We start from the raw sequence: 26,971 nt of genomic DNA, 5'->3' as shown, positions 1-26,971 counted from the left end.
ATTATCCTCTGTATTATGTGTTATAGGCGCTTTACTCAAAAAAAAGCCGACTCTTAAAGTCGGCTTTAATTATTTTTATTCTTTATTTCGTACCAAAGATTTTGTCACCGGCATCGCCGAGGCCCGGAATAATGTATCCGTGCTCGTTCAGTCCCTGGTCAATCGATGCAGTATACAGTTCGACGTCCGGGTGCGCTTTTTCCAGCGCTGCGATACCTTCTGGCGCAGCTACCAGTACCAGAACTTTGATGCTGCTGCAGCCCGCTTTTTTCAGCAGGTCGATGGTCGCGATAACGGAACCACCGGTTGCCAGCATTGGGTCAACGATCAGCGCCATACGCTCATCGATGTTAGAAACCAGTTTCTGGAAGTACGGTACCGGCTCCAGCGTTTCTTCATTACGGTACATACCGACTACGCTGATGCGCGCGCTCGGAACGTTTTCCAGCACACCGTCCATCATCCCCAGACCGGCACGCAGAATTGGCACAACGGTAATTTTCTTACCTTTGATCTGATCGATTTCTACCGGGCCGTTCCAGCCTTCGATAGTTACTTTTTCCGTTTCGAGGTCGGCGGTCGCTTCGTAAGTCAGCAGGCTACCCACTTCGGAAGCGAGTTCGCGAAAGCGCTTGGTGCTGATATCTTGCTCACGCATCAGTCCCAGCTTGTGTTTGACGAGTGGGTGTTTGACTTCCACGATCTTCATACTCTTTCTCCTTTGAGGGGCAGCCACAAAAAAAATCGACGGATTATACCTCCTTTCTTCAAGGCGGCAATATTATTTTCGTTGACTTTAGTCAAAGTGATAACGGTTTTAGATAAAGTTACTTTAAATTCATGTCGTTATGAAAGAATATTATCCCATCCAAAAACTCTCCTTTGCCACGGTGCAGCTATTCTTTCGCCGCGCGCTTGGGAAAATGAAGTGCAAAAAGGTTGTGTAAAGCAGTCTCGCAAACGTTTGCTTTCCCTGTTAGAATTGCGCCGAATTTTTATTTTTCTACCGCAAGTAACGCGTGGGGACCCAAGCAGTGACCGATAAAACCTCTCTTAGCTACAAAGATGCCGGTGTTGATATTGACGCGGGTAATGCTCTGGTTGGAAGAATCAAAGGCGTAGTGAAGAAAACGCGTCGTCCGGAAGTGATGGGCGGTCTGGGCGGCTTCGGTGCGCTGTGTGCATTGCCGCAAAAATATCGTGAACCCGTGCTGGTTTCCGGCACTGATGGCGTTGGTACCAAGCTGCGTCTGGCGATGGACTTAAAACGTCACGATACCATTGGTATCGATCTGGTCGCCATGTGTGTTAACGATCTGGTAGTACAAGGCGCGGAACCCCTCTTTTTCCTCGACTATTACGCAACCGGAAAACTGGATGTTGATACCGCTTCAGCGGTGATCAGCGGCATCGCTGAAGGTTGTCTGCAATCGGGCTGTTCACTGGTGGGTGGCGAAACGGCAGAAATGCCGGGGATGTATCATGGTGAAGATTACGATGTCGCCGGATTCTGCGTTGGCGTGGTAGAAAAATCAGAAATCATTGACGGTTCTAAAGTCAGCGACGGCGATGTACTGATTGCACTCGGCTCCAGCGGCCCGCATTCAAATGGTTACTCGCTGGTGCGCAAAATTCTCGAAGTCAGCGGTTGTGATCCGCAAACCACCGAACTTGATGGTAAGCCATTAGCCGATCATCTGCTGGCACCAACCCGCATTTACGTGAAGTCCGTGCTGGAGTTGATTGAAAAGGTCGATGTGCATGCTATTGCGCACCTGACCGGCGGCGGCTTCTGGGAAAACATTCCGCGCGTATTGCCAGATAATACCCAGGCAGTGATTGATGAATCTTCCTGGCAGTGGCCGGAAGTGTTCAACTGGCTGCAAACGGCAGGTAACGTTGAGCGCCATGAAATGTATCGCACCTTCAACTGCGGCGTCGGGATGATTATTGCCCTGCCTGCTCCGGAAGTGGACAAAGCCCTCGCCCTGCTCAATGCCAACGGTGAAAACGCGTGGAAAATCGGTATCATCAAAGCTTCTGATTCCGAACAACGCGTGGTTATCGAATAATGAATATTGTGGTGCTTATTTCCGGCAACGGAAGTAATTTGCAGGCAATAATTGACGCCTGCAAAGCCAACAAAATTAAAGGCACCCTACGGGCAGTTTTCAGCAATAAGGCCGACGCGTTCGGCCTTGAACGCGCCCGCCAGGCGGGTATTGCAACGCATACGCTCATCGCCAGCGCGTTTGACAGTCGTGAAGCCTATGACCGGGAGTTGATTCATGAAATCGACATGTACGCACCCGATGTGGTCGTGCTGGCGGGTTTTATGCGCATTCTCAGCCCGGCGTTTGTCTCCCACTATGCCGGGCGTTTGCTGAATATTCACCCTTCTCTGCTGCCGAAATATCCCGGATTACACACCCATCGTCAGGCGCTGGAAAATGGCGATGAAGAGCACGGTACATCGGTGCATTTCGTCACCGATGAACTGGACGGTGGCCCGGTTATTTTACAGGCGAAAGTCCCGGTATTTGCTGGTGATACGGAGGATGACATCACCGCCCGCGTGCAAACCCAGGAACACGCTATTTATCCACTGGTGATTAGCTGGTTTGCCGATGGTCGTCTGAAAATGCACGAAAACGCCGCGTGGCTGGATGGTCAACGTCTGCCGCCGCAGGGCTACGCTGCCGACGAGTAATGCCCCCGTAGTTAAAGCGCCAGCTCTGCCGCTGGCGTTTTTCAATTCACCTGTAAATCGCAAGCTCCAGCAGTTTTTTTCCCCCTTTTCTGGCATAGTTGGACATCTGCCAATATTGCTCGCCATAATATCCAGGCAGTGTCCCGTGAATAAAACGGAGTAAAAGTGGTAATGGGTCAGGAAAAGCTATACATCGAAAAAGAGCTCAGTTGGTTATCGTTCAATGAACGCGTGCTTCAGGAAGCGGCGGACAAATCTAACCCGCTGATTGAAAGGATGCGTTTCCTGGGGATCTATTCCAATAACCTTGATGAGTTCTATAAAGTCCGCTTCGCTGAACTGAAGCGACGCATCATTATTAGCGAAGAACAAGGTTCCAACTCTCATTCCCGCCATTTACTGGGCAAAATTCAGTCCCGGGTGCTGAAAGCCGATCAGGAATTCGACGGCCTCTACAACGAGCTGTTGCTGGAGATGGCGCGCAACCAGATCTTCCTGATAAATGAACGCCAACTCTCCGTCAATCAACAAAACTGGCTGCGTCATTATTTTAAGCAGTATCTGCGTCAGCACATTACGCCGATTTTAATCAATCCTGACACTGACTTAGTGCAGTTCCTGAAAGATGATTACACCTATCTGGCGGTGGAAATTATCCGTGGCGATACCATCCGTTACGCGCTGCTGGAGATCCCATCAGATAAAGTGCCGCGATTTGTGAATTTACCGCCAGAAGCGCCGCGTCGACGCAAGCCGATGATTCTTCTGGATAACATTCTGCGTTACTGCCTTGATGATATTTTCAAAGGCTTCTTTGATTATGACGCGCTGAATGCCTATTCAATGAAGATGACCCGCGATGCCGAATACGATTTAGTGCATGAGATGGAAGCCAGCCTGATGGAGTTGATGTCTTCCAGTCTCAAGCAGCGTTTAACTGCTGAGCCGGTGCGTTTTGTTTATCAGCGCGATATGCCCAATGCGCTGGTTGAAGTGTTACGCGAAAAACTGACTATTTCCCGCTACGACTCCATCGTCCCCGGCGGTCGTTATCATAATTTTAAAGACTTTATTAATTTCCCCAATGTCGGCAAAGCCAATCTGGTGAACAAACCACTGCCGCGTTTACGCCACATTTGGTTTGATAAAGCCCAGTTCCGCAATGGTTTTGATGCTATTCGCGAACGCGATGTGTTGCTCTATTATCCTTATCATACCTTTGAGCATGTACTGGAACTGCTGCGTCAGGCTTCGTTCGACCCGAGCGTACTGGCGATTAAAATTAACATTTACCGCGTGGCGAAAGATTCACGCATCATCGACTCGATGATCCACGCCGCACACAACGGTAAGAAAGTCACCGTGGTGGTTGAGTTACAGGCGCGTTTCGACGAAGAAGCCAATATTCACTGGGCGAAGCGCCTGACCGAAGCAGGCGTGCACGTTATCTTCTCTGCGCCGGGGCTCAAAATTCACGCCAAGCTGTTCCTGATTTCACGTAAAGAAAACGGTGAAGTGGTGCGTTACGCGCACATCGGGACCGGGAACTTTAACGAAAAAACCGCGCGGCTTTATACTGACTATTCGTTGCTGACCGCTGATGCGCGCATTACCAACGAAGTACGGCGTGTGTTCAACTTTATTGAAAACCCATACCGTCCGGTGACATTTGATTATTTAATGGTGTCACCACAAAACTCCCGCCGCCTGTTGTATGAAATGGTTGACCGCGAAATCGCCAACGCGCAGCAGGGGCTGCCCAGCGGTATCACTCTAAAGCTAAATAACCTTGTCGATAAAGGTCTGGTCGACCGTCTGTATGCGGCTTCCAGCTCCGGCGTGCCGGTGAATCTGCTGGTTCGTGGAATGTGTTCGCTGATCCCTAATCTGGAAGGCATTAGTGATAACATCCGTGCTATCAGTATTGTTGACCGTTACCTTGAACATGACCGGGTTTATATTTTTGAAAATGGCGGCGATAAAAAGGTTTATCTTTCTTCCGCCGACTGGATGACGCGCAATATTGATTATCGTATTGAAGTGGCGACGCCGCTGCTCGATCCGCGCCTGAAGCAGCGGGTGCTGGACATCATCGACATTTTATTCAGCGATACGGTCAAAGCACGTTATATCGATAAAGAACTTAGTAATCGCTACGTTCCCCGCGGTAACCGCCGCAAAGTGCGGGCGCAGTTGGCGATTTACGATTACATCAAATCCCTCGAACAACCTGAATAACCCTATGCCAATACACGACAAATCCCCTCGTCCGCAGGAGTTTGCTGCGGTCGATCTTGGTTCAAACAGTTTCCACATGGTTATTGCCCGTGTGGTGGATGGCGCTATGCAGATTATTGGTCGCCTGAAACAGCGGGTCCATCTGGCAGACGGTCTGGGGCCAGATAATATGTTGAGTGAAGAGGCAATCACACGCGGATTGAACTGCCTATCGTTGTTTGCTGAACGCTTGCAGGGATTTTCGCCTGCCAGCGTTTGTATTGTTGGCACCCATACGCTGCGTCAGGCGTTGAATGCTACTGACTTTTTGAAACGCGCGGAAAAGGTCATTCCCTACCCGATTGAAATTATTTCCGGTAATGAAGAAGCCCGTCTGATTTTCATGGGCGTGGAACATACCCAGCCGGAAAAAGGTCGCAAACTGGTTATTGATATTGGCGGCGGATCTACGGAACTGGTGATTGGTGAAAATTTCGAACCGATTCTCGTTGAAAGCCGCCGGATGGGTTGTGTCAGCTTTGCCCAACTCTATTTCCCGGGCGGGGTCATCAATAAAGAGAATTTTCAGCGCGCTCGCATGGCGGCAGCACAAAAACTGGAAACTTTAACCTGGCAATTCCGTATTCAGGGCTGGAACGTGGCAATGGGCGCTTCCGGTACCATAAAAGCCGCCCATGAAGTGTTAATGGAAATGGGCGAGAAAGACGGGATAATTACCCCGGAACGTCTGGAAAAACTGGTGAAAGAAGTTTTACGGCACCGTAATTTCGCATCGCTGAGTTTACCGGGTCTTTCCGAAGAACGGAAAACAGTCTTCGTTCCTGGACTGGCGATTTTATGCGGTGTGTTTGATGCTTTAGCCATCCGTGAACTGCGCCTTTCTGATGGGGCGTTACGCGAAGGCGTATTGTATGAAATGGAAGGACGTTTCCGTCATCAGGATGTGCGTAGTCGCACCGCCAGTAGTCTCGCTAACCAGTATCACATCGACAGTGAACAGGCCCGACGGGTGCTGGATACCACTATGCAAATGTACGAACAGTGGCGGGAGCAGCAACCGAAGCTGGCGCATCCGCAACTGGAAGCGCTACTGCGATGGGCCGCCATGCTGCATGAGGTCGGGTTGAATATCAACCACAGCGGTTTGCATCGCCACTCCGCTTATATTCTGCAAAACAGCGACTTGCCGGGTTTTAATCAGGAACAGCAGTTGATGATGGCGACGCTGGTGCGCTATCACCGTAAAGCGATTAAGCTCGACGATCTGCCGCGCTTTACCTTGTTTAAGAAGAAACAGTTCCTGCCACTGATTCAGCTATTGCGCCTTGGCGTATTACTCAATAATCAACGTCAGGCAACCACCACACCGCCAACATTGACGCTGATTACCGATGACAGTCACTGGACACTGCGTTTTCCGCATGACTGGTTTAGTCAGAATGCACTGGTACTGCTTGATCTGGAAAAGGAGCAAGAATACTGGGAAGGCGTGGCTGGCTGGCGATTGAAAATTGAAGAAGAAAGTTCACCTGAAATAGCTGCTTAATGCTTTGCGGGCCGACGAGAAATGTCGGCCCTCGCTGTTCAGGCACTTTCGCGAATGGGTTCGATTTCATTCAGCGTATCAATTAACGGTTGCGGCTTACCAATAAGATAACCCTGCATATAATCTATCCCTAAAGAAAGCACCGCCTCGCGGATCTCTTCGTTTTCAACGTACTCTGCCACTACCAGCATTTTCTTCATTCGCGCCAGGTGACAAATCGACGCCACTATCTGGTAATCCAGACTATTTGACACAATATTGCGGATAAAACTGCCGTCAATTTTAAGGAGATCGGCATTCACATTTTTAAGCCGCGCATAACTGGCGTAGCCGGTGCCGAAATCATCAATCGCAATCTGACAGCCTAATTCCTGAAGATGCTGCAAGGTGATTTGCGCCTGCTTAACATTGGTCAGCGCATTACTTTCGGTGACTTCAAAAATAAGTTGCCACGCTTCAATCTGGTATTTAGCCAGCAACTGACTGACTTCAAATGGAAAACGAGCCTGACATACCGAGGTTGGCGACAGATTAATCGCAAAACGGTGAGCGGGCATCTTCGCTCTGTTTTCAGCCATAAATTGCAGCGTATGCTCAATGACCCACATGTCGATACTGGACGATAAACCAAATTCATGCGCGACCGGCAAGAAGCTGTCGGGGCTGATCAGTTCATCATTATCACCTTTCATGCGCAGAAGAATTTCATGGTAGACATCACCACGCATACCGGTAATCGGCTGGGCCATCAGGAAAAAATGGTTGTGTTCCAGCGCCTGCTGTAGCCGATTCATCATCGCGACTTTATCTTTCAATTCGCGTTGCAAATACATTGCCCCGCGACGCTGCATATTTTCCGGGGCGTTGGTCACGATGGAAAGTTCGGCGACCGTATTTAGCTCTCCCAGCAGTAAGTAGATATGATTCACTGGCGAGCGCACATAGCAGTAACTGACGCCAATCTGCGGTTGCATCGGCATTCCATCCCAAAAGAAACGAAATTGCTTGAGATGGCTATCCAGTGCGGTAATGCGCTCCTGGTGCGATTCTGTATTCAGTCGCAGCGCGAGATCGTTACCCGAAAGCTGATAAACATCTTCACCCGGTTCCAGCAATGGTGACAGCCAGTGAGAAAGTTTTTGCTTGTATTGAATCCGTAGCATGATGCCATAGTTCTTAACCAGCATTTCCATGCCGGGGATGCGTAAATAACAAAGCGCAGACCAGGGGGCATCACGCAACGCGCGATTCAGGGCGCGAACATTTGGCAGATGAACCACCGGGTCCACATACGCAAGCCGCTGAATGCGTCTGACTACCGCTCGCTGACGGGTTGCCAGTACAGCCATATAATTGACAATAAAAGAGAATACCAGATAACTGGAGGAGGTTATGGTCAGTTGCGTGGTATAGCCAGGATAAATGGGAATGTAATTTTGATAGCTGTGGATGCTGATCATCAGCACGACCGCCCAGAGCAGCGAAATCAACTTATAACCATAGCGCATGGCTCCCCACATCATCAGGGGTAGCAATAATGACAAGGTATAATTGGTGCTGAAAATCGTGCTTTTTTCATTTAACGGCATGCATAACAGCAACAACAACGCACCTAATGCCAGTAGCCAGAGCGCGAACTCTTTTTTGGTGACTTTCACATCAACTTGCTGTTTTAATTGCGAATAATAGCTGCGTAAATAAAACGGATTTCGCACCACCCGAATGATGAAGTAGCACAGCGGAACACCAATCAGATTGCCCACCAGTAAGGCCTGATAATTGATTAAGGTCCCGAGGTTAAAAGGCATGACGCCGACCAGATTTTCTCTACTCGCCAGTAACCCTACAAATGCGGCAAACTGGAAAAGTATCAGAAACAGCGTTGCAGGAAACACAATCTGCCAGAATATACGCTGGGAAATTAAACGGGTATCACCATGTGAAACGTTGTTACGCCGGGGAGTAAAGACCCTGTAACCGCCCCAACAGAGAATGATAATGATAATAAAATTAGCTGTTAATGAGAGCGTTTCGTAAAAACCCAGCTCTGAATATTTGCGGACAAAAATCCCTAAGGCGATCCCTGGCAATGCCGCCCAGCTGAAAAACATCATCATGCTGATCATCAGTGCCAAAGGCAGGTAAAAGAGAAAAACCTCACCGGAAGAAATATGCGCGAAAGTATTAATATGGGCGAAAATGGGCAAGATTAAAGAAGGCAGGAACAGCGGAAGCCCCCACCATTTATCACGTATTTTTATATAGGTTGCATTCAGTTTCATAGATGCTCAGCAGAATCCCCCACATCCTGAAGGAGGTGTATTCAGACAGGCATCCCACCTGACTTCGAATGATGATTATTCATCACTATAGAGAGCATTGATTCTAAGTGTCATATGAAAGTTCCAATTGATATATATCAAACAAAATAACCCTGATTAATGAATTATTACGTTTATCATGTTAATTCATCATTATTACATCATCATTGTAAATAATTAAATTAACTTCCATAACATTAAAATATGTATCCACTGACGCTTTTTTACATAACGAAGAATTGACCATTTTGTCCTGTTGTGCCTTAATGTAAGTACCGTCCACGGCGTGGGACATACTTCAAGGAACCTTTTGTGAGTCAGGCAACCAGTATGCGAAAACGACACCGATTTAACAGTCGCATGACCCGTATCGTACTGCTCATCAGCTTTATCTTCTTCTTTGGCCGTTTTATCTACTCGTCCGTCGGTGCCTGGCAGCACCATCAGAGCAAAAAAGAAGCTCAGCAATCCACACTCTCCGTCGAATCACCGGTACAACGTTAGCGGTTACCTTCCCCACTTTCACAGAACATAACGGCACCTCGCTGTCGGATGCTTTTGCTCTTTGGGATTATCAAAGCGGCAGATATTCTTTCATCTTAAATTTTACGTCTTTGTCCTGACTGATGTTTATCCTGTTTGGCTGCGAAATAAATATAAAATTAATACATATGTTTTAATGATGTATTTTTATAAATTATTTTCCACATGAATTTTAATAAATTTAATCTATTCCTTTATACGCAATACATTTACTTTCCTCTTTTGATGATCTTAAATGTCTTATTTTTCGTAATGTGTATAACAAGGAATAGTGATGAAATTTAAAAAATGTCTTCTGCCTGTGGCAATGTTAGCGTCATTCACTCTGGCAGGATGCCAGTCAAATGCTGATGATCATGCCGCCGATGTTTATCAAACCGATCAACTGAATACTAAACAAGAAACTAAAACCGTTAATATTATTTCCATTCTTCCCGCAAAAGTTGCCGTAGACAACTCCCAAAATAAACGAAACGCACAAGCCTTCGGCGCGCTTATTGGTGCAGTCGCTGGCGGTGTTATCGGCCACAACGTGGGGTCTGGCAGCAATTCCGGAACGACGGCAGGTGCAGTTGGCGGCGGAGCTGTTGGCGCGGCAGCAGGTTCTATGGTGAATGATAAAACCTTAGTGGAAGGTGTTTCTCTAACGTATAAGGAAGGCACCAAAGTGTATACCTCCACCCAGGTGGGTAAAGAGTGCCAGTTTACGACAGGTTTAGCCGTTGTTATTACCACGACGTATAACGAAACGCGTATTCAGCCAAATACCAAATGTCCTGAAAAGAGCTAATAATCAGGAGGAGTCATGAAGAAAGTTTTTCTTTGCGCCATCTTAGCCTCCTTAAGCTATCCGGCTATCGCCTCATCATTGCAGGATCAACTCTCTGCTGTCGCAGAAGCGGAACAGCAAGGTAAAAATGAAGAGCAAAGGCAGCATGACGAATGGGTCGCGGAGCGCAACAGGGAAATCCAGCAAGAGAAGCAACGTCGCGCAAACGCCCAGGCCGCGGCTAATAAAAGAGCGGCAACGGCAGCGGCGAATAAGAAAGCTCGTCAGGATAAACTGGACGCCGAAGCCACTGCGGACAAGAAACGCGATCAAAGTTATGAAGATGAGCTACGCAGCTTAGAGATTCAGAAACAAAAACTGGCGCTGGCGAAAGAAGAAGCCCGCGTTAAGCGAGAAAACGAATTTATCGATCAGGAACTGAAGCACAAAGCTGCGCAAACCGATGTGGTGCAATCTGAAGCTGACGCAAACAGGAATATGACTGAAGGCGGTCGCGATCTGATGAAAAGCGTGGGCAAAGCAGAAGAGAACAAATCGGACAGCTGGTTTAACTAAGCGATGTCAGTAACTTCAATCCTATGATTCGTGAGTATAAAAAACCCTCTGTAGTAACAGAGGGTTTTGCTAATTCATAGTGCAGGGATCAAATCATTCCCACTCAATAGTCGCCGGTGGCTTGCCGCTGATGTCATACACCACGCGGGAAATACCGTTCACTTCATTGATAATGCGGTTGGAAACGCGACCAAGGAAATCGTACGGCAGATGCGCCCAGTGTGCGGTCATAAAGTCGATGGTTTCGACGGCACGCAGAGACACAACCCAGTCGTATTTACGACCATCGCCCATTACGCCAACAGAACGTACCGGCAGGAACACGGTAAACGCCTGGCTAACTTTGTCGTACAGGTCCGCTTTACGCAGTTCTTCAATGAAGATGGCATCAGCACGGCGCAGCAGGTCGCAGTACTCTTTCTTCACTTCGCCCAGCACACGAACGCCAAGCCCTGGTCCCGGGAACGGGTGACGGTACAGCATGTCGTACGGCAGGCCCAGCTCCAGACCAATTTTACGCACTTCGTCTTTGAACAGCTCTTTCAGCGGTTCAACCAGGCCCATCTTCATCTCTTTCGGTAGGCCGCCCACGTTGTGGTGAGATTTGATGACGTGAGCTTTACCGGTTGCAGACGCGGCAGATTCGATAACATCAGGGTAGATAGTACCCTGCGCCAGCCACTTCACATCTTCCAGTTTCAGCGCTTCTTCATCGAATACTTCAACGAAAACGCGACCGATGATTTTACGTTTTGCTTCCGGATCGTTTTCACCAGCCAGCGCTGACAAGAAGCGATCTTCTGCCGGAACGTGAACAATGTTCAGACCAAAGTGATCGCCAAACATATCCAGAACCTGCTCTGCTTCGTTGAGACGCAGCAGGCCGTTGTCAACGAATACGCAAGTCAGGTTTTTGCCGATTGCGCGGTGCAGCAGCATTGCAGTCACGGAGGAATCCACGCCACCAGAGAGGCCGAGGATCACTTTATCGTCGCCTACCTGCTCACGGATACGGGCTACTGCATCGTCGATAATTTTCGCTGGCGTCCACAGGGCTTCACACTGGCAGATATCACGCACAAAACGCTCCAGCATGCGCATCCCCTGGCGGGTGTGAGTCACTTCCGGGTGGAACTGTACGCCATAGAAGCGTTTTTCTTCATTTGCCATGATGGCGAACGGGCAGCTTTCGGTGCTGGCTACGGTGATGAAGTCGGACGGGATAGCGGTAACTTTATCGCCGTGGCTCATCCAGACATCGAGCAGAGGTTTACCGTCTGCTGTCAGAGCATCTTCGATACCGCGAACCAGTGCGCTGTCGTTTACGACTTCAACCTGCGCATAGCCAAATTCACGTTCGTTAGAGGCTTCAACATGACCACCCAGCTGCATTGCCATGGTCTGCATACCATAGCAAACGCCGAATACCGGTACGCCTGCTTCAAAGACATACTGCGGCGCACGCGGGCTGTTTTCTTCGGTGGTGCTTTCCGGGCCGCCGGAAAGAATAATGCCGCTTGGATTGAAGTCACGAATTTGTGCTTCTGTCACATCCCACGCCCACAGTTCGCAGTAAACACCCAGTTCACGCACGCGGCGCGCAACCAGTTGGGTGTACTGAGAACCGAAGTCCAGAATGAGGATGCGATGCTTATGAATGTTTTCCGTCATTGACGCTTATTCCGAGGCAAGTGAAACAGATAATATAAATCGCCCGACATGAAGTCGGGCGAAGAGAATCAGGAGCCCAGACGGTAGTTCGGGGACTCTTTAGTAATGGTCACGTCGTGAACGTGGCTTTCCTGAATGCCCGCACCGCTGATACGTACAAACTCCGCTTTAGTACGCAGTTCGTCGATAGTACCACAGCCGGTCAGGCCCATACAGGAGCGCAGGCCGCCCATCTGCTGGTGAATGATCTCTTTCAGGCGACCTTTATAGGCTACGCGACCTTCGATACCTTCCGGCACCAGTTTGTCGGCAGCGTTGTCGCTCTGGAAGTAACGGTCAGAAGAACCTTTGGACATCGCGCCCAGAGAGCCCATCCCACGGTAAGACTTGTAAGAACGGCCCTGGTAGAGCTCGATTTCACCTGGGGATTCTTCAGTACCCGCCAGCATGGAACCTACCATCACCGCGCTTGCACCAGCAGCGATAGCTTTGGCGATATCGCCAGAGAAACGAATACCACCGTCAGCGATAACCGGAATCCCGGTGCCTTCCAGGGCTTCTACTGCGTCAGCAACGGCAGTGATCTGCGGTACACCGACGCCAGTAACAATGCGGGTAGTACAAATAGAACCAGGGCCGATACCCACTTTAACGGCACTGCAACCGGCTTCTGCCAGCGCGCGGGCACCTGCAGCTGTTGCCACGTTGCCGCCGATGATTTGCAGATCAGGATATTTAGCGCGAGTTTCACGGATACGCTGCAGAACACCTTCAGAGTGACCGTGAGAGGAGTCAATCAGCAGAACGTCAACGCCTGCGGCAACCAGCGCATCAACACGCTCTTCGTTACCCGCACCTGCGCCAACCGCTGCACCTACACGCAGACGGCCTTGTTCGTCTTTACACGCGTTCGGTTTACGCTCCGCTTTCTGGAAGTCCTTCACAGTGATCATGCCGATCAGGTGGAATTCATCATCAACCACCAGCGCTTTTTCAACGCGTTTTTCGTGCATTTTTGCCAGCACCACTTCACGGGCTTCGCCTTCACGCACGGTTACCAGACGCTCTTTCGGCGTCATGTAAACGCTAACCGGCTGGTTCAGATCGGTAACAAAACGCACGTCACGACCGGTGATGATGCCGACCAGTTCGTTTTCTTCGGTAACTACCGGATAGCCTGCAAAACCGTTACGCTCGGTCAGTTCTTTCACTTCGCGCAGCGTCGTGGTTGGCAGAACAGTCTGCGGATCAGTCACCACGCCAGATTCGTGTTTTTTCACGCGGCGAACTTCTTCAGCCTGGCGTTCAATGGACATGTTTTTGTGGATAAAGCCGATACCGCCTTCCTGAGCCAGAGCGATAGCCAGGCGAGCTTCCGTTACGGTATCCATTGCTGCGGAAAGCATAGGAATATTCAGACGAATAGTTTTCGTCAGCTGGGTGCTGAGGTCAGCAGTATTCGGCAGAACGGTAGAATGTGCAGGAACGAGGAGAACATCGTCAAACGTCAGAGCTTCTTTAGCGATACGTAGCATGGGCAATATCTCGACCAGAGTGGTTAATAAATATTGCCGCGGCATTATACAGAGCGTAACCGATTGCATCTACCCCTTTTTGCAAAAAATGCTTGCTATCCCCGGAGGGCGGGTTACTATCGACTGAATAACCTGCTGATTTAGAATTTGATCTCGCTCACATGTTACCTTCTCAATCCCCTGCAATTTTTACCGTTAGCCGCCTGAATCAAACGGTTCGTCTGCTGCTTGAGCATGAGATGGGGCAGGTGTGGATCAGTGGCGAAATCTCTAATTTCACACAACCGGCTTCCGGTCACTGGTACTTTACGCTTAAAGACGATAACGCCCAGGTGCGCTGCGCGATGTTCCGCAACAGCAATCGCCGGGTGACCTTCCGCCCGCAGCATGGGCAACAGGTTTTAGTTCGCGCCAACATTACGCTGTATGAACCGCGCGGCGATTATCAAATTATTGTCGAAAGTATGCAGCCCGCCGGTGAAGGTTTACTGCAACAGAAGTACGAACAGCTTAAAGCGAAGTTGCAGGCTGAAGGGTTATTCGACCAGCAATTCAAGAATCCGCTACCGTCACCTGCGCACTGCGTGGGCGTTATCACCTCAAAGACCGGTGCTGCACTGCACGATATTTTGCATGTGTTGAAACGCCGCGATCCGTCTCTGCCGGTGATAATCTACCCGACCGCCGTTCAGGGCGATGATGCGCCGGGGCAAATCGTTCGTGCCATTGAGCTGGCGAATCTTCGCAACGAATGTGACGTACTGATCGTCGGGCGTGGCGGTGGTTCGCTGGAAGATTTATGGAGTTTTAACGATGAACGCGTGGCACGGGCGATTTTTGCCAGCCGCATTCCGGTGGTCAGCGCCGTTGGGCATGAAACCGATGTGACGATTGCCGACTTTGTTGCTGATCTACGTGCGCCAACGCCGTCAGCCGCCGCCGAAGTGGTGAGCCGCAATCAGCAAGAGTTACTGCGTCAGGTGCAGTCTGCGCAGCAACGGCTGGAAATGGCGATGGATTACTACCTCGCCAACCGCACACGACGTTTTACGCAGATTCATCACCGTTTACAGCAGCAGCATCCACAGCTCCGGCTGGCGCGTCAGCAAACCACGCTTGAGCGTCTGCAAAAGCGGATGAGCTTTGCGTTGGAGAATCAGCTTAAACGTGCCGGTCAGCAACAGCAGCGATTAACACAGCGGCTGAATCAGCAAAATCCGCAGCCGAAGATTCACCGTGCGCAAACGCGGATCCAACAGCTGGAATATCGTCTCGCTGAAACACTTCGCGCACAGCTTAGCGCCACGCGCGAACGCTTTGGTAATACAGTGACGCACCTCGAAGCGGTGAGTCCACTCTCTACGCTCGCACGCGGTTATAGCGTTACCAGCGCCGCTGATGGCGCGGTGCTAAAACAGGTTAAGCAGGTGAAAGTGGGTGAGACACTGACCACTCGCCTGGGCGATGGCGTAGTGATCAGTGAAGTGAGTGCTGTGACGAAAAGCCGCAAGCCGCGCAAGAGAATCTAATGACGCATTGCGAATCTTATTTACATCTTGGCCCCCATTTACAGACCCGTTAAGACTACTGGAAGCAGGTTGCAAACCCCGCAGTACTGGATGCCTGAATACCGCAGTTTTGTGTCCCCGCCCCTTCATCCATGCCACAATAGAACGAACCGGCCCGATCGGTAGAGAAATAGGGGAAGCTTATCGATGATGGCCATCCCAGCGCGCTAAAGCTGCTATGTAACGACTGTAAATCGGTATAGCTCGGTGCTCTACTAAAGTCACCGCACTGCTTTGCAATATCCCATTTTTGAGCATCGATCACATGTGCCAGCGCCCAGATTTCATTATTCACCGTTGGCGCTACTGCCGCTGTAGCCCCTGACGGCAACTCTGATTTCAATAGTGGGCGATGTAACGTCTTGCCACTTACGGTGGCGGTATCCGCCATATGCCCCCAGAAATACGCCGTGGCGACATTCGGGCTGGTCGGCACGGTGAAAATGGTATCCAGCGTTGCGGTTATCGCGGCGTTATTGGTCAGCGTCACCGTCAACGGCGTTTTATATCCTGGCGTATTATCCTGACGAACGGTAAAACTTGCCGTACCGTCCGCCCCTGTCACGCCGTCGATCGTATTCCCACTGTCAGCCAGCGTGGCTGCTGCACCGGATGAGGGTTGCACAGTCAAATCGTCCATCGCGTCCACATCACCATACAATGTCGCCCCGCTGTTACGCGGCACGGCATCACCACGTTTTAAGGTGAAAGCGACATTCGGTACCGGCTTCCCGGCGCTGTCTTTTACGGTAACAACGACGGGCGCGGCTTCACCTTTTTTTACCTTCGCCGCCTGCGTAGTGGCATCTATCGCCGTCGATGTCAGCGTGACGCTGGAGACGGTCGCGCGGGGATTGACCAGACATCCCTGATACGCCGTACTCGCCGTCGACGACTCAAAACCATTATTCAGACTGACAACCAGGGCATTCCCCTGCTTGTTATCCAGTGCCCACCATGCATACTTCGTAGACCAGCCGATTTGAGTCGTCAGCGTGTTCCCCGGATAGCGCGCGTAGAGCGATAATAAATCATCGCTCAATGGCCGACGTGCCGCTTCACAAGGACTGAGGTTGCTATCTTCCCTTTGCGTTGCCTTAAACAACGGCCACACTTCATTGTTATCCGTCACCTGACTGACTCCGGCGCTCGACGGCAGCTCTTTCAACAACTTAGGCCGTTCAAAGACCACGCCGTTTTCCGCCGTTACCGTATCCGGCATATGGCCCCAGTAGGTCGCCATTGCGGAATCCGGGCTGGTGACGACGGTAAAGATCGTATCAAGGACGCTGGTAGTTGCGACATCTCGCGCCAGTATAGCGGTGAACGGAATGGCCAGGCCGATGGTCTCAGGCTGTTCAACATTGAAAGTGGCCGTACCATCACTGCCGGTGAAACCTTGCCATTGCGTATCATGTGCGGCCAGAGAAAACTCCGCCGACACAGGTGTCAATTCTGTCAACGTCATTGCATTTGCCGGCGTGCCCACTCCTGCTCCTGAACGGCTCATCGCTGAACCACGCCTGAGCGTCACGGCCTCTCCCGCAAGCGGGTTGCCATCACGATCTTTGACCGTCACCACAATTGGCAGTGGGTTACCTTTTTTCACTGACGCGCTGGGTCGCCCGCCATTGCTGAGGGTTCTGGCGTTATCCATTGCGGATGACGTCAACATTACGCTGACGCCTGCCGGATGCGGCTTCGTCAGGCAAAGCATCAGCGCGTTGTTTGACGAGCTCTTCGCGATATCTCCTGCGCTCAGGCTGACAGTCTGATACTGCCACGTATATAAATCCGGCATGACCATATCATAAGCCCACCACTTGCCTGCATATATCGGCAGCCCCAGGTCAGTCTTTATCGCGCCGTTGGGATGATCATTATACAAATCCAACAATTCATTACTGCGCGGTTGATTCTCCAGCGGACAATCTGTCGATGTTAAATTTTGAAAGTTGCTCATATACGACCACACTTCACCATTGCCGTTAGTGCTAATCGATGACCCTGAAGTCGCTTCGGCTTTCAGCAGCGGTCGTCTGAAGGTGACGCCTGCCGAACTGGTAAAGGTGTCCGGCATGTGCCCCCAGAATTTCGCGCTCGGTGAGTCCGGGCTGGTTATCACCGTGTAGATAACATCCAGCGTGGCGGTTTTGGTTGTATCGCGCGCCAGCGTGACGGTTATCGGTGTCGCCAGACCGGTCGTGGCATTCTGGCTCACTTCAAAGGTGGCTGTGCCATCACTGCCCGTTGTTTTGAGCACTTTTGCCCCATTTGCCGTCAGCACAGCGTCACTGTTCGCGGGTATCAATGACTTCACGGTAAGATCGTCCGCACTCGAGCTAACGGTTGCTTTCGAGCGATCCAGCGTCGTTCCATGCGTGAGGGTAAAGTCGGCGTAGGGCACCGGGTTCCCGGCGCTATCACGTACGGTCACCGTCAGCGGAATCGTCTCACCTTTCTTCGCTACGGCGCTCGGTCGACCACCATTGCTGACCGTTTTTGCCGCATCCTGTGCTGTTGAGGCGATCTCTATCATCGCCGGAACGGTATGCGGTTTCACCAGGCACATCACTACCGCCGTATAACTGGACGATGCCTGAACTGTCTGACCATTAACGAGCGAAAATGCCTGGTTGCTCCAGCTACTGCCAGAAACCGTCATCATATCGTAGGCCCACATATACCCAGCGAAGGTCGGCAAGCCGAGCACCGTGCCCAACTGGTTGTTAGGGTAATCCGCATACAACCCCTGCATGTCAGTCGTCAGCGGTTGATAACTCTCATCACATCCAGCCTTGCTGGCATCCATTTTCTCCGTTGCTGTCAGACGCGACCAGACTTCATTATTAGTCGTAACCGCCGTACCACCAGAAAGTTCAGCCTTGAGGAAAGGCCGTTTGAAGGTGACGCCTTCGCTGCTGGTAAAGGTTTCCGCCATATGCCCCCAGTAGGCCGCCAGCGGTGTATCCGGGCTGGTGATAACGGTGAAGATCACTGACAAGGTGTTCGACGACACCCCGGTATCGTTCAACAGGGCATAAAAGTCGGTTTTGAGTCCGGTGGACGCATCCTGTCGGAGTGTTATCGTGGTGGTTCCGTCTGGCCCGGTCACGCCATACACGGTGGCCGATGCATTGGTATCAACTGTACTGGCCGCTGCGGGTGTCACCGAAACAGTCTGCATCGTCACTAATGCATTCTGGCGATTGAAAGAACTGCTGCGCTTCAGTGTAAACGGCGTATTACCCACCGGTTTTCCTTGCGCATCTTTGGTTGTGACGCGGATAACAACCTCATCGCCTTTTTTCACCTTAATGGCGCTCAGGGTATCGTCTACCTTAACAAATTGCGTGGCGTCCGCAGGCTCCAGAGAAACCTGGCTGGCAACAACCGCAGGCGTTGTGCGACAGGTTTGTAATACCAGCACGGTGGTCACGATTTGAGAAACCGCGCCGGAATTCAGCTGCACCACATTGTAATAACGGTTACTTGATTGCGTATCACTCGGTGTATTGGTGAGATAACTGGTTGCTACCGGCCATCCCTGCACTGTACCCATCGCATTACCACTATTGGCACTGTACAAGGACTTCAGGCCATCCAGTGTCGGCATATACTCTGCACCACATCCATCCATATCGGTGTTATTTGACTGAACCACACTGAATCTTGCCCAATCTTCACCATTCTCAAAAGTGCTATAGCGTGCATAGTTATTGGTAAGTTCTTTAAACAGTAATGGTCGCTTATACGTCATACCATCAGAGGCCGTTACCGTTTCAGGCATGTGCCCCCAAAAATTCGCTTTAGGAGAATCTGGGCTGGTTACCACGGTAAAGACCACCGGGAGGGTCGCCTGAACGCCGCTGACGCCATCCAGTGATGCCGTGAGATCAGTTCTTAACCCGGTACTGTTATCCTGTTTCAGCGTAAAGGTTGTCGACCCGTCAGCCCCCGTCACGCCATAAATCATTTCAGTTGTTGCCTGAAAATTACTCCGCGTGTTTCCCCAGGCATCGGTTACGGTCAGCGCACCTGCACTCGCTGTCGCTGATGTATACCTCCGGTTTATGCTGGTGGCACGTTTCAGAATAAACGCCGCATTGCCAACCGGGTTACCTTGCGCATCTTTCGTGGTGACGCGCACTACCGACTCTTCGCCTTTTTTGGCCTTAACCACACTCAGTGTATCGTCAACATAAACCAGGGCCGCAGGATCTGCCGCTTCCAGCAGAATCTGGCTCACCGTGGTGGCCGGCGTGGTTTGACAGGTCAGTAGATCCAGTGTCGACGTTGACACCATGGCACTGGTGCCATTGCCGAGATCCACCGCTTTGTAGTTACGCTGTTCCATGCCAGTGTTGTCGGGCGTGCTGGATAAATAACGCGTTACTACCGGCCAGCCCTGGACGGTTTTGATGGTATTGCCAGCGTGATTATCAAACAACGACAACAACCCTGCCTGAGTGGGAACATAGCTAGTGCCGCAGCCGTTACTGGTTGAGTTCGCCTGGGTTTGAGTAAACAGCGCCCAGTTTTCATTGTCTTCGAATATTGCTGTTCGCCCGGTCTGACTCGACAGTTCCTTTATCAGCAATGGGCGTTTAAAAACGGTACCATCTGCCGCCGTTAAGGTTTCCGGCATATGGCCCCACATTTTCGCTTTGCTACTATCCGGGCTGGTGACCACAGTAAAGATTGTATCCAGGCTGTCTTTTTTTGTTGGATCGGAATACAACGTCGCCGTCAGCGCCGTTTTGGTGCCGTGAGTATCCGGGCGGGTAATATTGAGGATTTTGCTGCCGTCGCTACCGGTCATGGCAGTATAAAATCCCGCGGTGTCGTTCAACGTCGTTTCATCCGCCAGCCCACTGTTAATCACCACCGGTGCCACCAGCGCATCGCCACTACCGGCAATATGTTTTTCGCCCGTGCGGGTATAACCGTCTCCGCGACTGAGTTTAAATGGCATATCCGTGAGCGGATTACCCTGCGCATCTTTTACCGTTACCTTAACCCGTAGCGTTTCGCCTTTTTTCAGCTTCGCCGCGTTATTTCCGGCAGCCCACTGTGCGTTATCAACCACATCCAGCGTAATGCTGCTGGCAGGTTTGTTCGCCGTCGTCAGGCAACTGACGTAAACCGGCGTATCGCCGCCGATGGCCTGTGCGCCGTTATCCAGGGCAATGGTGTAATTGTGCGGCGTTAAATCCGCGGGGGAACTGCTCCAGTAGGGCTGACGCTGCGTCGGCCAGCCGTGTGTGGCTTGCACCGCATTACCGTTATTAGCGTCATAGAGCGCACTGAGCTGTGAGCGACGCGGCAGCATATTGGCTCCGCAACCGCCTTTACTGGTAATGGCCGTACTGGCCTGGCTAACGCGCGCCCAGACTTCGTTTTTTTCCGTTAGTGTGCCATCCGGACTGGCGATTTCTGCTGCCAGCTTAGGCCGGGTAAAGGTTAATGAATCAACAGTAATCGTTTCATCCATATGGCCCCACATCTGCGCGCCACTAACGTTCGGGCTGGTTGGGGTGGTAAAAATAACATTGTAATTAATGGCATTTGATAAATGGGAATTTACCGGCGTAACGCTCAGCGCCGTTCTTAGCCCGACGCCTTGTGGTTGCTCTATTTCGACCGTTGCCACGCCTTGTGCATCTGTCGTACCCGTATAAACCATCGACGGCTGCGATGTGCCGTATTGCGTGCCATTCATCGTGATTGCGCCGCTACTCGGGTCATCAAACCCGCTCACCTGCCCCGCTCGGTTATACCCCATGCCTTTAGTGATGGTGAAGGCTGTAAAGGGAACCGGAGTATTATTGAGGGCGTTAATCGTACGCACGGTCATCACGATGGTGTCTCCCACTTTGGCCTGCGCTTTGCTGCCAGGGGTGATATCGTGATCGGTGCTCACTTCAACCTTCGCTACCATCTCATTGCCCGAACAGGTGAGATAATTCTGCTTAAAGCCGGAGTAGCTGTCGACGCTCCCGTTCCCCAGATTCACCGATGAATGCGTTGTTTGCTCCACCGCGCTTAAGTAGCTCTGTTGGGCGGTGGGCCAGCCATACTCAGTGCCAATCGCGTTACCGGGATGGGCTGAAAACAGGCTTTCCAGCCCACTCTGACGTGGCGTATGGCCGACGCCGCATTCAGCCTGCATACTGGTGTCTTGATCGAACAGCGCCCAGTCTTCGTTATTTTCCCGCACCGATCCCAGTTCATGCTCGGTTTCATCCGCCAGCAATGGACGTTTGAACAAGCTGCCAGATTCAACAATGCCGCGCATATGGCCCCACATCCGCGCCTTATCGCTATCAGGGCTGGTGATCACGGTAAAAATCACGTCTTTGGCATCTGCGGCCGTAAAATCGCTGCGCATTTTCGCCGTGATGTGGGTTTTCACGCCTGCACCGTCGGGCTGGCTCAGGGTTAGCGAAGCCTGACCATTGACATCGGTTATGCCTTCATAGGTGTGAGCATCAACCTGTTGTAAATTCGAACCACCAGTAATCTGTACCGGATGGGCTTCCCAGGTAGGGTCGGTTTGATTCTTGCGGTTAACACCGTCATCCAGGTGCAGCGAGAAGTAGTAGTACGCCAGCGGTTGATCGTTGTTTTTGGTGTCAGTGATCGTCAGACGCATCGAGGCGTCTTCGCCCACCTGCGCTTTCATCGCCTGTGCCGCATCATCATAGTTTTCGGGCGTAAGGACGATTTTCGGTTCGACATCAGGCGCTGGCTTATCCACACAGCTCACAAGAAACGGGGTGCTATCCGGCTTTTGCGTTTCACCACGGTTAGAGACATCCGCCGCATGGTGCTGCCCGGTGGTGCCCGCCAGCGATGACCAGTAATAATCCCCCTGCATCGGCCAGCCAAGGACTGTCTGCACCGATGTGGGGATAACGGTCGCCAGCGCGCCGAAGTGGCGCATGCCGGGCAGCACGGTGCAGTGGCTATCTGCGCCGCTCCAGGTGAAGGTGGACCAGGTTTCGTTGTGATCGACGACCGTGGCGCTTTCATTGCTGACTTCTGCCGCCAGCTTTGGTCGACTGAAGGTGTAACCGTGGGCTTCTACCGTCTCCGCCATATGGCCCCACATCGTAGCCTGCGCCACGTCCGGGCTGGTGAGTACCGTAAAAATCACCGCGGTTTCGCTGGTTTGCGCAAAACCGGAGATGCTGACCACCAGTGGCGTTTTGACGCCAGGGCCATTCGGTTGGCTCACCGTGATGGTGGCCGTGCCGTTGGCATCAGAGGTGCCATGGTATTCGGTAGCCGTCGTCGTTAACTCGGTGCTATCCAGTACCACTGGCGCACTATTATTCACTGCCCCCTGGCGATTTTCAGCATCTTTACGTTTGATAATAAACGGAATATTACCCGCGACGTTGCCCTGACAATCTTTAGTGGTGACGGTGAGCGTGATGGTGTCGCCAACGGTGGTTTTTGCCGCCGCGATCGTTTCGTTAAAACCACTGGCGCTCACCGAGATTAAATCGCCCTGCGCGGGCGCGATGTTCAGGGTCACTTTCTGGTCCACCAGCGCCACCGTCCCCGCATAGGGATACCCGGTCGAGGTCAGCAGGTAGAGCAGTGGGAGGGTTTGCTGCGCATCAATCTGCGGCCAGGCCACCAGCGAGCGTCCGGCCAGCCCCTGAGCGCAAAAGCTACGGTTAGCAATGGGTTGTGGGTTAAGGGGCACATCGGGCGTGGCGGCATCGGCCCACATCAGGCTGACGGTAGGGGGTGTTTGATTTTCCCAGCGCAGCGCAGGTGGTGTGGAAAACTGGTCGCCTTCATTGTCCTGAGGATTAGCAACAATCAGGTTAGCGGCGTCATCGTCAACGCTAAATTCATTCGGTTTAGCAGTAAACCCGACATCATGAGATTCAGCAGGATTAAGCTGAACACTGCCCTGATAGACGGGTACGCTGGCGCTGTCGGCAAAAGGAACGGTTCCGTTAAACTCGCCTGTAGAATCAGGATATGTCTGCCATTCCGCCCCTGCCCGTGCAAAGTCAGACAGCATAAAAGCTGCCAACATGCCCAGAAGCATAATGATTTTCCCTGGTTTCAGACATACCGACATGTAAAAAACTCCAGCATGATAAACAAAACATCAACCTGTTTTGCTTAACGCGTCGCTAAGCAAAACAGGCGGAAAACAGCATCCCCGTATGGGAATGCTGTTGTGCGCATTAGTGGTGTTTGTAAATGATAGACAGCGTATAGCCCTGAACGCCGTCGCCGTTTGCCGGGATCGCAAGACCACTCTTACCATTACGATCACTACCGTTAAGGCTGGTTCTTGCTTCTTCGTTAGTTTGCGGGATAACAATGTCATTGTTATCAAAGCTGGCATTAGCAATACCGCCCGCCGCACCGAGTTGTTTACTATTACCGTTAAAGACCCATGCAAAGTCATAGTTAGCGGTAACGTCCATATCCGTACCTGCGTCGTATTTACCGTTCTGGTTTTCATCCGAGTACAGTTTGGCCACATATGTTTTATTAAGCGCAATGGCCGTATTACCACCGATAAGGTTGGTAGTGGTGCCTTTCTCGAAGATGGCAACTTTCAGATTCTGGTTCACAACCGGGCCGGGATCGACATTGTCCGTATCGCTGCCGCCACCGCTGGCCGTTGAAATATCCAGCAGAGTCAGCGACGTACCCTCGAAGGGATTACCGGTCTGGGTGATGGGCTGGATTTCAACACCGATATAACGCCCACGATCGTCATCAGTGAGTTTATAACTCGTCTTGCCTGCCGCTGCGGTCAGCTCCGTTTTATCGCCACCCGCATTATTGCTGTAGCTGTACCATTTGATAGTGGCTGTCGTTTTCGCATCAATGCCTGCGGGACCATCATCAATATCCCCTTCGGTATCGCCGATATCCCAACCCAGCGTGATGGTATCCCCTGAGTAAAGGCGTTTATCCGTCTCGCTACCTGGAGGACGGGTCCCTTTACCATCAGACGTCACTTTAATGTGATCCGCATCTTCCGAGTTAATCGTGGCATTCCCCCCTTCGCGATAGAGCCAGGGTATGGTCCCCTCGAATTCAGCGGTCGCTCCACTGGCGACCCAGGCGGCATCTTCCGCCATAGCGGCTGGTACGGCACAGTATCCAGCCAGCATCAACGCGAGCGCGACTTTTGTCAGGCCACGTTTCATATGAGGTTTCATAAACACTCTCCTTGATTAATATTCAGCGGTGGCCCGATCAGCCATGGCGCCGACCCTATTTCTTGCTGTAATTGACCTGCAAACCGTATCCCTGCACACCATCGGTTACCTGGGCACTAAACTTTGCTGCCGCGTCCTTGTTGGTTGCCGGGATCTCTATATCGACGTTCGTGGTATTGGTTTGCGCACCGGTATTGCCATTTACGCTATGCCCCGTGAATTCCCACTGATAGTCATACTGTTTCATCTCGTCGTCAGTGAGCTTCTCAGAAAGCTGGAACACGCCGTCTTTGTTAGCGTCGCGCCACAGCACAAAGCGATAGCGGCTATTGAGAGGCAACGGTTCTTTGTTGCCGATAAGATTGACGGGCTTAGCTGCACCAACGCGGTAGATAAAAGCATTCAGCCCGCCGATGTCAGAACCCAGGAACGTTACGTCAACATAGTTACTGTCATCATAAGGGGCGGCTTTCGCCTTCCAGCGGAAAGTGCCGGGCAACGTACTGGAGAGCGTAACGGTCCCCTTTTCTTTATCTTGTTTGGCGATAAAAACGCACGGCACCTCGGTGGTGCAGGGTTTATTCGCCAGCGTCACTTTTTTATCGTTGGCATCAAACAGCTGCGGGCTGAGATTATCCTGCGGCAAGACATTACCGTTACGGTCAGTGTTGTCGCCAAAGCTATCGGTAATGTCGAGATCCATGACGACACCATCTACACCATCCGCTTGCGCGCTGGCTTCGTGGCTGTGATTGTTCTCATCCGGTACATTGGCGATGTTGTTAACGATGAGCTCAATTTTACGATCCTGCTGAACGGTGATTTCCACCACGCCGGAGTTCTGCCGATTGCCTTTTTCATCTTCCAGCGCCAGCCGTACCCGCCAGGTATTGAGTTTTTCCTGGTCGGCTTTATCAGAGCTGTACTGCCAGGCAGGCAGCACCAGATTCCAGTGATTGTTGTTACCTTCAGTAAGCGTATTTTCTTTGATAACCGGCATCACCAGCGTACGTGCAGCATTGTTTTTCGCCTGCCAGGAGGCAGCAACGATTTTGTAGTGATGATTAATGAGCGCGTTAATGGTCCACTTACATTTTTCCAGCCCGATGGCTGCTTCTGGCGTATCTTTAATCACGCACTCGGGATGTTCATTCGTCGCATCGGCTTTCAGCCACAAAGTGACATCGAGGGGATCTTTCTCTTTGTATTCCAGAACAATAAAGTTGTTACGTTCAACAAAGTCGTGACGGCTGCCCATGAGCGAGTGGGCCGCGCTCACTTTGTCAGGATCAAGCTGGTCTTTGAGCGGGACACCAAACTGGTAGTTCAGCGTTGCGTTAACAGAAAGATCGGTATTATCGCCAGTGCCGGCTTTGAAATCCGTTCCTACGGCAATGAGTGGTACGGGCTGGTATTTCACACCCAGCGTGACGGCGAAGGGATCTTTCTCCAGATTATCGGTGCCAAAAAGCGCGACTTCATCACCGTAATACTGTTCGAAAACGATTTTACCGCCAAGCTGCGGGTAAGCAGGTAGCCAGGCTTCGGCGCGAATATCCCAGCCGCGCGCCGGGCGCTCCTCATAAAAATCGAAATCTTCGGAATCTTTCCAGCTGGATAGCGGATGGTAATAGTTGCCCGAGAATTTTAAATAATCAGTCCAGGCTTCGGCGCCTAAACCTAAACGGCGATGTCCACGGGTAAAATCATAATCATAAAATATATTTCCACCCAATAACCATTTATCAAAATTATGTCTTACACCAAGCCCAATATTCCCGATCGTACGATCTTCTTTTCGTTGTGCAGAAAATTGGCTGAAATAAACAGTAGTTTGATTATCATACCAGGGAACAAAATAGTCGATGGAACTGCCATCCAGATCGCCGCCCTGACCAAGAGAAAGATTCGTTCGGACCTTACCGTAGGGGGAGAGTGTATCCTCAATATAAGATTGTGTCGTAGAGGTAATTTGACTTTGCAGATAGCTTCTGGCCTGGGACTCCAGCGCCTCGGGTGTCAGGTTTTCAAACCCTTGCGTGGCAGAGTTAATGACGTAATCGGCACCACGCTCTTTTAGCGATTTACCCTTGTTAGTTTGTTCTTCCTGTTGTGCGGCCTGACTACCTAAATCAGGTAACGATTCTTTATGCTCAACATTTATCTCTGGAGCCGCAAAAGCAGCTCCAGAGATAAATGTTAGCATAATACAGCGTTTCCATCGCAGCATGCACATCCCCTGTGACATTAATAATGCTTAAAATAAGCTTTAATATTCTATTCCAGAT

The 26,971-nt window shown here is 51.2% G+C and carries 16 protein-coding genes; 8 read left to right on the top strand and 8 right to left on the bottom strand.

Translation table 11 applies throughout. The annotated features are described in order from the left end of the window. Positions 1–82: 82 nt before the first annotated feature. Positions 83–709, bottom strand: coding sequence for a uracil phosphoribosyltransferase (gene upp / locus BEB42_RS10605; RefSeq protein ID WP_001295473.1), 627 nt, complete (start codon positions 707–709; stop codon positions 83–85). A gap of 325 nt (positions 710–1,034) precedes the next feature. On the opposite strand from upp, the gene purM reads away from it, so the two are divergent. The 4 genes from purM (at position 1,035) to ppx (ending at position 6,494) form a co-directional block, all read left to right on the top strand. Next, on the top strand, positions 1,035–2,072 hold the full coding sequence (gene purM / locus BEB42_RS10595; protein WP_001295474.1) for a phosphoribosylformylglycinamidine cyclo-ligase: 1,038 nt from the start codon (positions 1,035–1,037) through the stop codon (positions 2,070–2,072). Then, positions 2,072–2,710, top strand: coding sequence for a phosphoribosylglycinamide formyltransferase (gene purN / locus BEB42_RS10590; RefSeq protein WP_001028599.1), 639 nt, complete (start codon positions 2,072–2,074; stop codon positions 2,708–2,710). The genes purM and purN overlap by 1 nt, the downstream gene beginning before the upstream one ends. A gap of 171 nt (positions 2,711–2,881) precedes the next feature. Then, entirely contained in the window at positions 2,882–4,948 is a 2,067-nt protein-coding gene (gene ppk1, locus BEB42_RS10585) for a polyphosphate kinase 1 (protein ID WP_000529576.1), read from the top strand. Positions 4,949–4,952: 4 nt separating this feature from the next. Further along, positions 4,953–6,494, top strand: coding sequence for an exopolyphosphatase (gene ppx, locus BEB42_RS10580; RefSeq protein ID WP_032184874.1), 1,542 nt, complete (start codon positions 4,953–4,955; stop codon positions 6,492–6,494). A 38-nt stretch (positions 6,495–6,532) separates the two neighbouring features. Here the strand turns inward: ppx and pdeF are convergent, their stop codons facing one another. Beyond that, positions 6,533–8,776, bottom strand: a complete 2,244-nt coding sequence (gene pdeF / locus BEB42_RS10575) for a cyclic-guanylate-specific phosphodiesterase PdeF (protein WP_105267361.1) — start codon at positions 8,774–8,776, stop codon at positions 6,533–6,535. 181 nt (positions 8,777–8,957) lie between these two features. Further along, positions 8,958–9,110 (bottom strand): hypothetical protein, encoded by a 153-nt coding sequence (locus tag BEB42_RS26485; RefSeq protein ID WP_000017552.1) that lies wholly within the window; start codon positions 9,108–9,110, stop codon positions 8,958–8,960. Between the two features lie 17 nt (positions 9,111–9,127). On the opposite strand from BEB42_RS26485, the gene BEB42_RS10565 reads away from it, so the two are divergent. The 3 genes from BEB42_RS10565 (at position 9,128) to BEB42_RS10550 (ending at position 10,703) form a co-directional block, all read left to right on the top strand. Continuing rightward, positions 9,128–9,319, top strand: a complete 192-nt coding sequence (locus BEB42_RS10565) for a YfgG family protein (protein WP_000076001.1) — start codon at positions 9,128–9,130, stop codon at positions 9,317–9,319. Between the two features lie 310 nt (positions 9,320–9,629). Beyond that, the gene (locus tag BEB42_RS10555) at positions 9,630–10,148 is read left to right on the top strand and encodes a glycine zipper 2TM domain-containing protein (protein ID WP_001295476.1); all 519 of its coding nucleotides are present in this window, start codon (positions 9,630–9,632) and stop codon (positions 10,146–10,148) included. Between the two features lie 15 nt (positions 10,149–10,163). Continuing rightward, positions 10,164–10,703, top strand: a complete 540-nt coding sequence (locus tag BEB42_RS10550) for a DUF5384 family protein (protein WP_000755178.1) — start codon at positions 10,164–10,166, stop codon at positions 10,701–10,703. Positions 10,704–10,796: 93 nt separating this feature from the next. Here the strand turns inward: BEB42_RS10550 and guaA are convergent, their stop codons facing one another. Then, a complete protein-coding gene (guaA, locus tag BEB42_RS10545; RefSeq protein ID WP_000138270.1) occupies positions 10,797–12,374 on the bottom strand; it encodes a glutamine-hydrolyzing GMP synthase in 1,578 nt (525 codons plus the stop codon). 68 nt (positions 12,375–12,442) lie between these two features. Next, entirely contained in the window at positions 12,443–13,909 is a 1,467-nt protein-coding gene (guaB, locus tag BEB42_RS10540) for an IMP dehydrogenase (RefSeq protein WP_001299507.1), read from the bottom strand. 161 nt (positions 13,910–14,070) lie between these two features. On the opposite strand from guaB, the gene xseA reads away from it, so the two are divergent. Then, positions 14,071–15,438, top strand: a complete 1,368-nt coding sequence (gene xseA, locus BEB42_RS10535) for an exodeoxyribonuclease VII large subunit (RefSeq protein ID WP_000937869.1) — start codon at positions 14,071–14,073, stop codon at positions 15,436–15,438. Positions 15,439–15,493: 55 nt separating this feature from the next. Here xseA and BEB42_RS10530 read toward each other — a convergent pair whose 3' ends face one another. From BEB42_RS10530 to sinH, 3 genes are all read right to left on the bottom strand, one after another. Further along, complete coding sequence (locus BEB42_RS10530) at positions 15,494–23,581, bottom strand: adhesion domain-containing protein (protein ID WP_074500908.1); 8,088 nt, start codon at positions 23,579–23,581, stop codon at positions 15,494–15,496. A gap of 109 nt (positions 23,582–23,690) precedes the next feature. Further along, on the bottom strand, positions 23,691–24,683 hold the full coding sequence (locus tag BEB42_RS10525; protein WP_000802324.1) for a SinI family autotransporter-associated protein: 993 nt from the start codon (positions 24,681–24,683) through the stop codon (positions 23,691–23,693). Between the two features lie 55 nt (positions 24,684–24,738). Then, positions 24,739–26,913 carry an intimin-like inverse autotransporter SinH gene (sinH, locus tag BEB42_RS10520; protein WP_010362565.1) on the bottom strand — a complete coding sequence of 725 codons (2,175 nt, stop codon included), beginning with the start codon at positions 26,911–26,913 and terminating at the stop codon, positions 24,739–24,741. Positions 26,914–26,971 lie beyond the last annotated feature (58 nt).

This window comes from Escherichia sp. MOD1-EC5990, assembly GCF_002965285.1.
Classification (GTDB): Bacteria; Pseudomonadota; Gammaproteobacteria; order Enterobacterales; family Enterobacteriaceae; genus Escherichia; species Escherichia coli_F.
Note: the sequence above shows the minus strand (reverse complement) of the source record. Positions and strands in the feature narration are given on the sequence as shown.

Excerpts from the sequence above, each read along its gene's own strand:
- BEB42_RS10550 (WP_000755178.1), top strand. The coding sequence starts at position 10,164 with ATGAAGAAAGTTTTTCTTTGCGCCATCTTAGCCTCCTTAAGCTATCCG.
- ppx (WP_032184874.1), top strand. The coding sequence starts at position 4,953 with ATGCCAATACACGACAAATCCCCTCGTCCGCAGGAGTTTGCTGCGGTC.
- sinH (WP_010362565.1), bottom strand. The coding sequence starts at position 26,913 with ATGCTGCGATGGAAACGCTGTATTATGCTAACATTTATCTCTGGAGCT.
- pdeF (WP_105267361.1), bottom strand. The coding sequence starts at position 8,776 with ATGAAACTGAATGCAACCTATATAAAAATACGTGATAAATGGTGGGGG.
- BEB42_RS10530 (WP_074500908.1), bottom strand. The coding sequence starts at position 23,581 with ATGTCGGTATGTCTGAAACCAGGGAAAATCATTATGCTTCTGGGCATG.
- guaA (WP_000138270.1), bottom strand. The coding sequence starts at position 12,374 with ATGACGGAAAACATTCATAAGCATCGCATCCTCATTCTGGACTTCGGT.
- BEB42_RS10525 (WP_000802324.1), bottom strand. The coding sequence starts at position 24,683 with ATGAAACCTCATATGAAACGTGGCCTGACAAAAGTCGCGCTCGCGTTG.
- xseA (WP_000937869.1), top strand. The coding sequence starts at position 14,071 with ATGTTACCTTCTCAATCCCCTGCAATTTTTACCGTTAGCCGCCTGAAT.
- BEB42_RS26485 (WP_000017552.1), bottom strand. The coding sequence starts at position 9,110 with ATGTCCCACGCCGTGGACGGTACTTACATTAAGGCACAACAGGACAAA.
- purN (WP_001028599.1), top strand. The coding sequence starts at position 2,072 with ATGAATATTGTGGTGCTTATTTCCGGCAACGGAAGTAATTTGCAGGCA.
- upp (WP_001295473.1), bottom strand. The coding sequence starts at position 709 with ATGAAGATCGTGGAAGTCAAACACCCACTCGTCAAACACAAGCTGGGA.
- guaB (WP_001299507.1), bottom strand. The coding sequence starts at position 13,909 with ATGCTACGTATCGCTAAAGAAGCTCTGACGTTTGACGATGTTCTCCTC.
- ppk1 (WP_000529576.1), top strand. The coding sequence starts at position 2,882 with ATGGGTCAGGAAAAGCTATACATCGAAAAAGAGCTCAGTTGGTTATCG.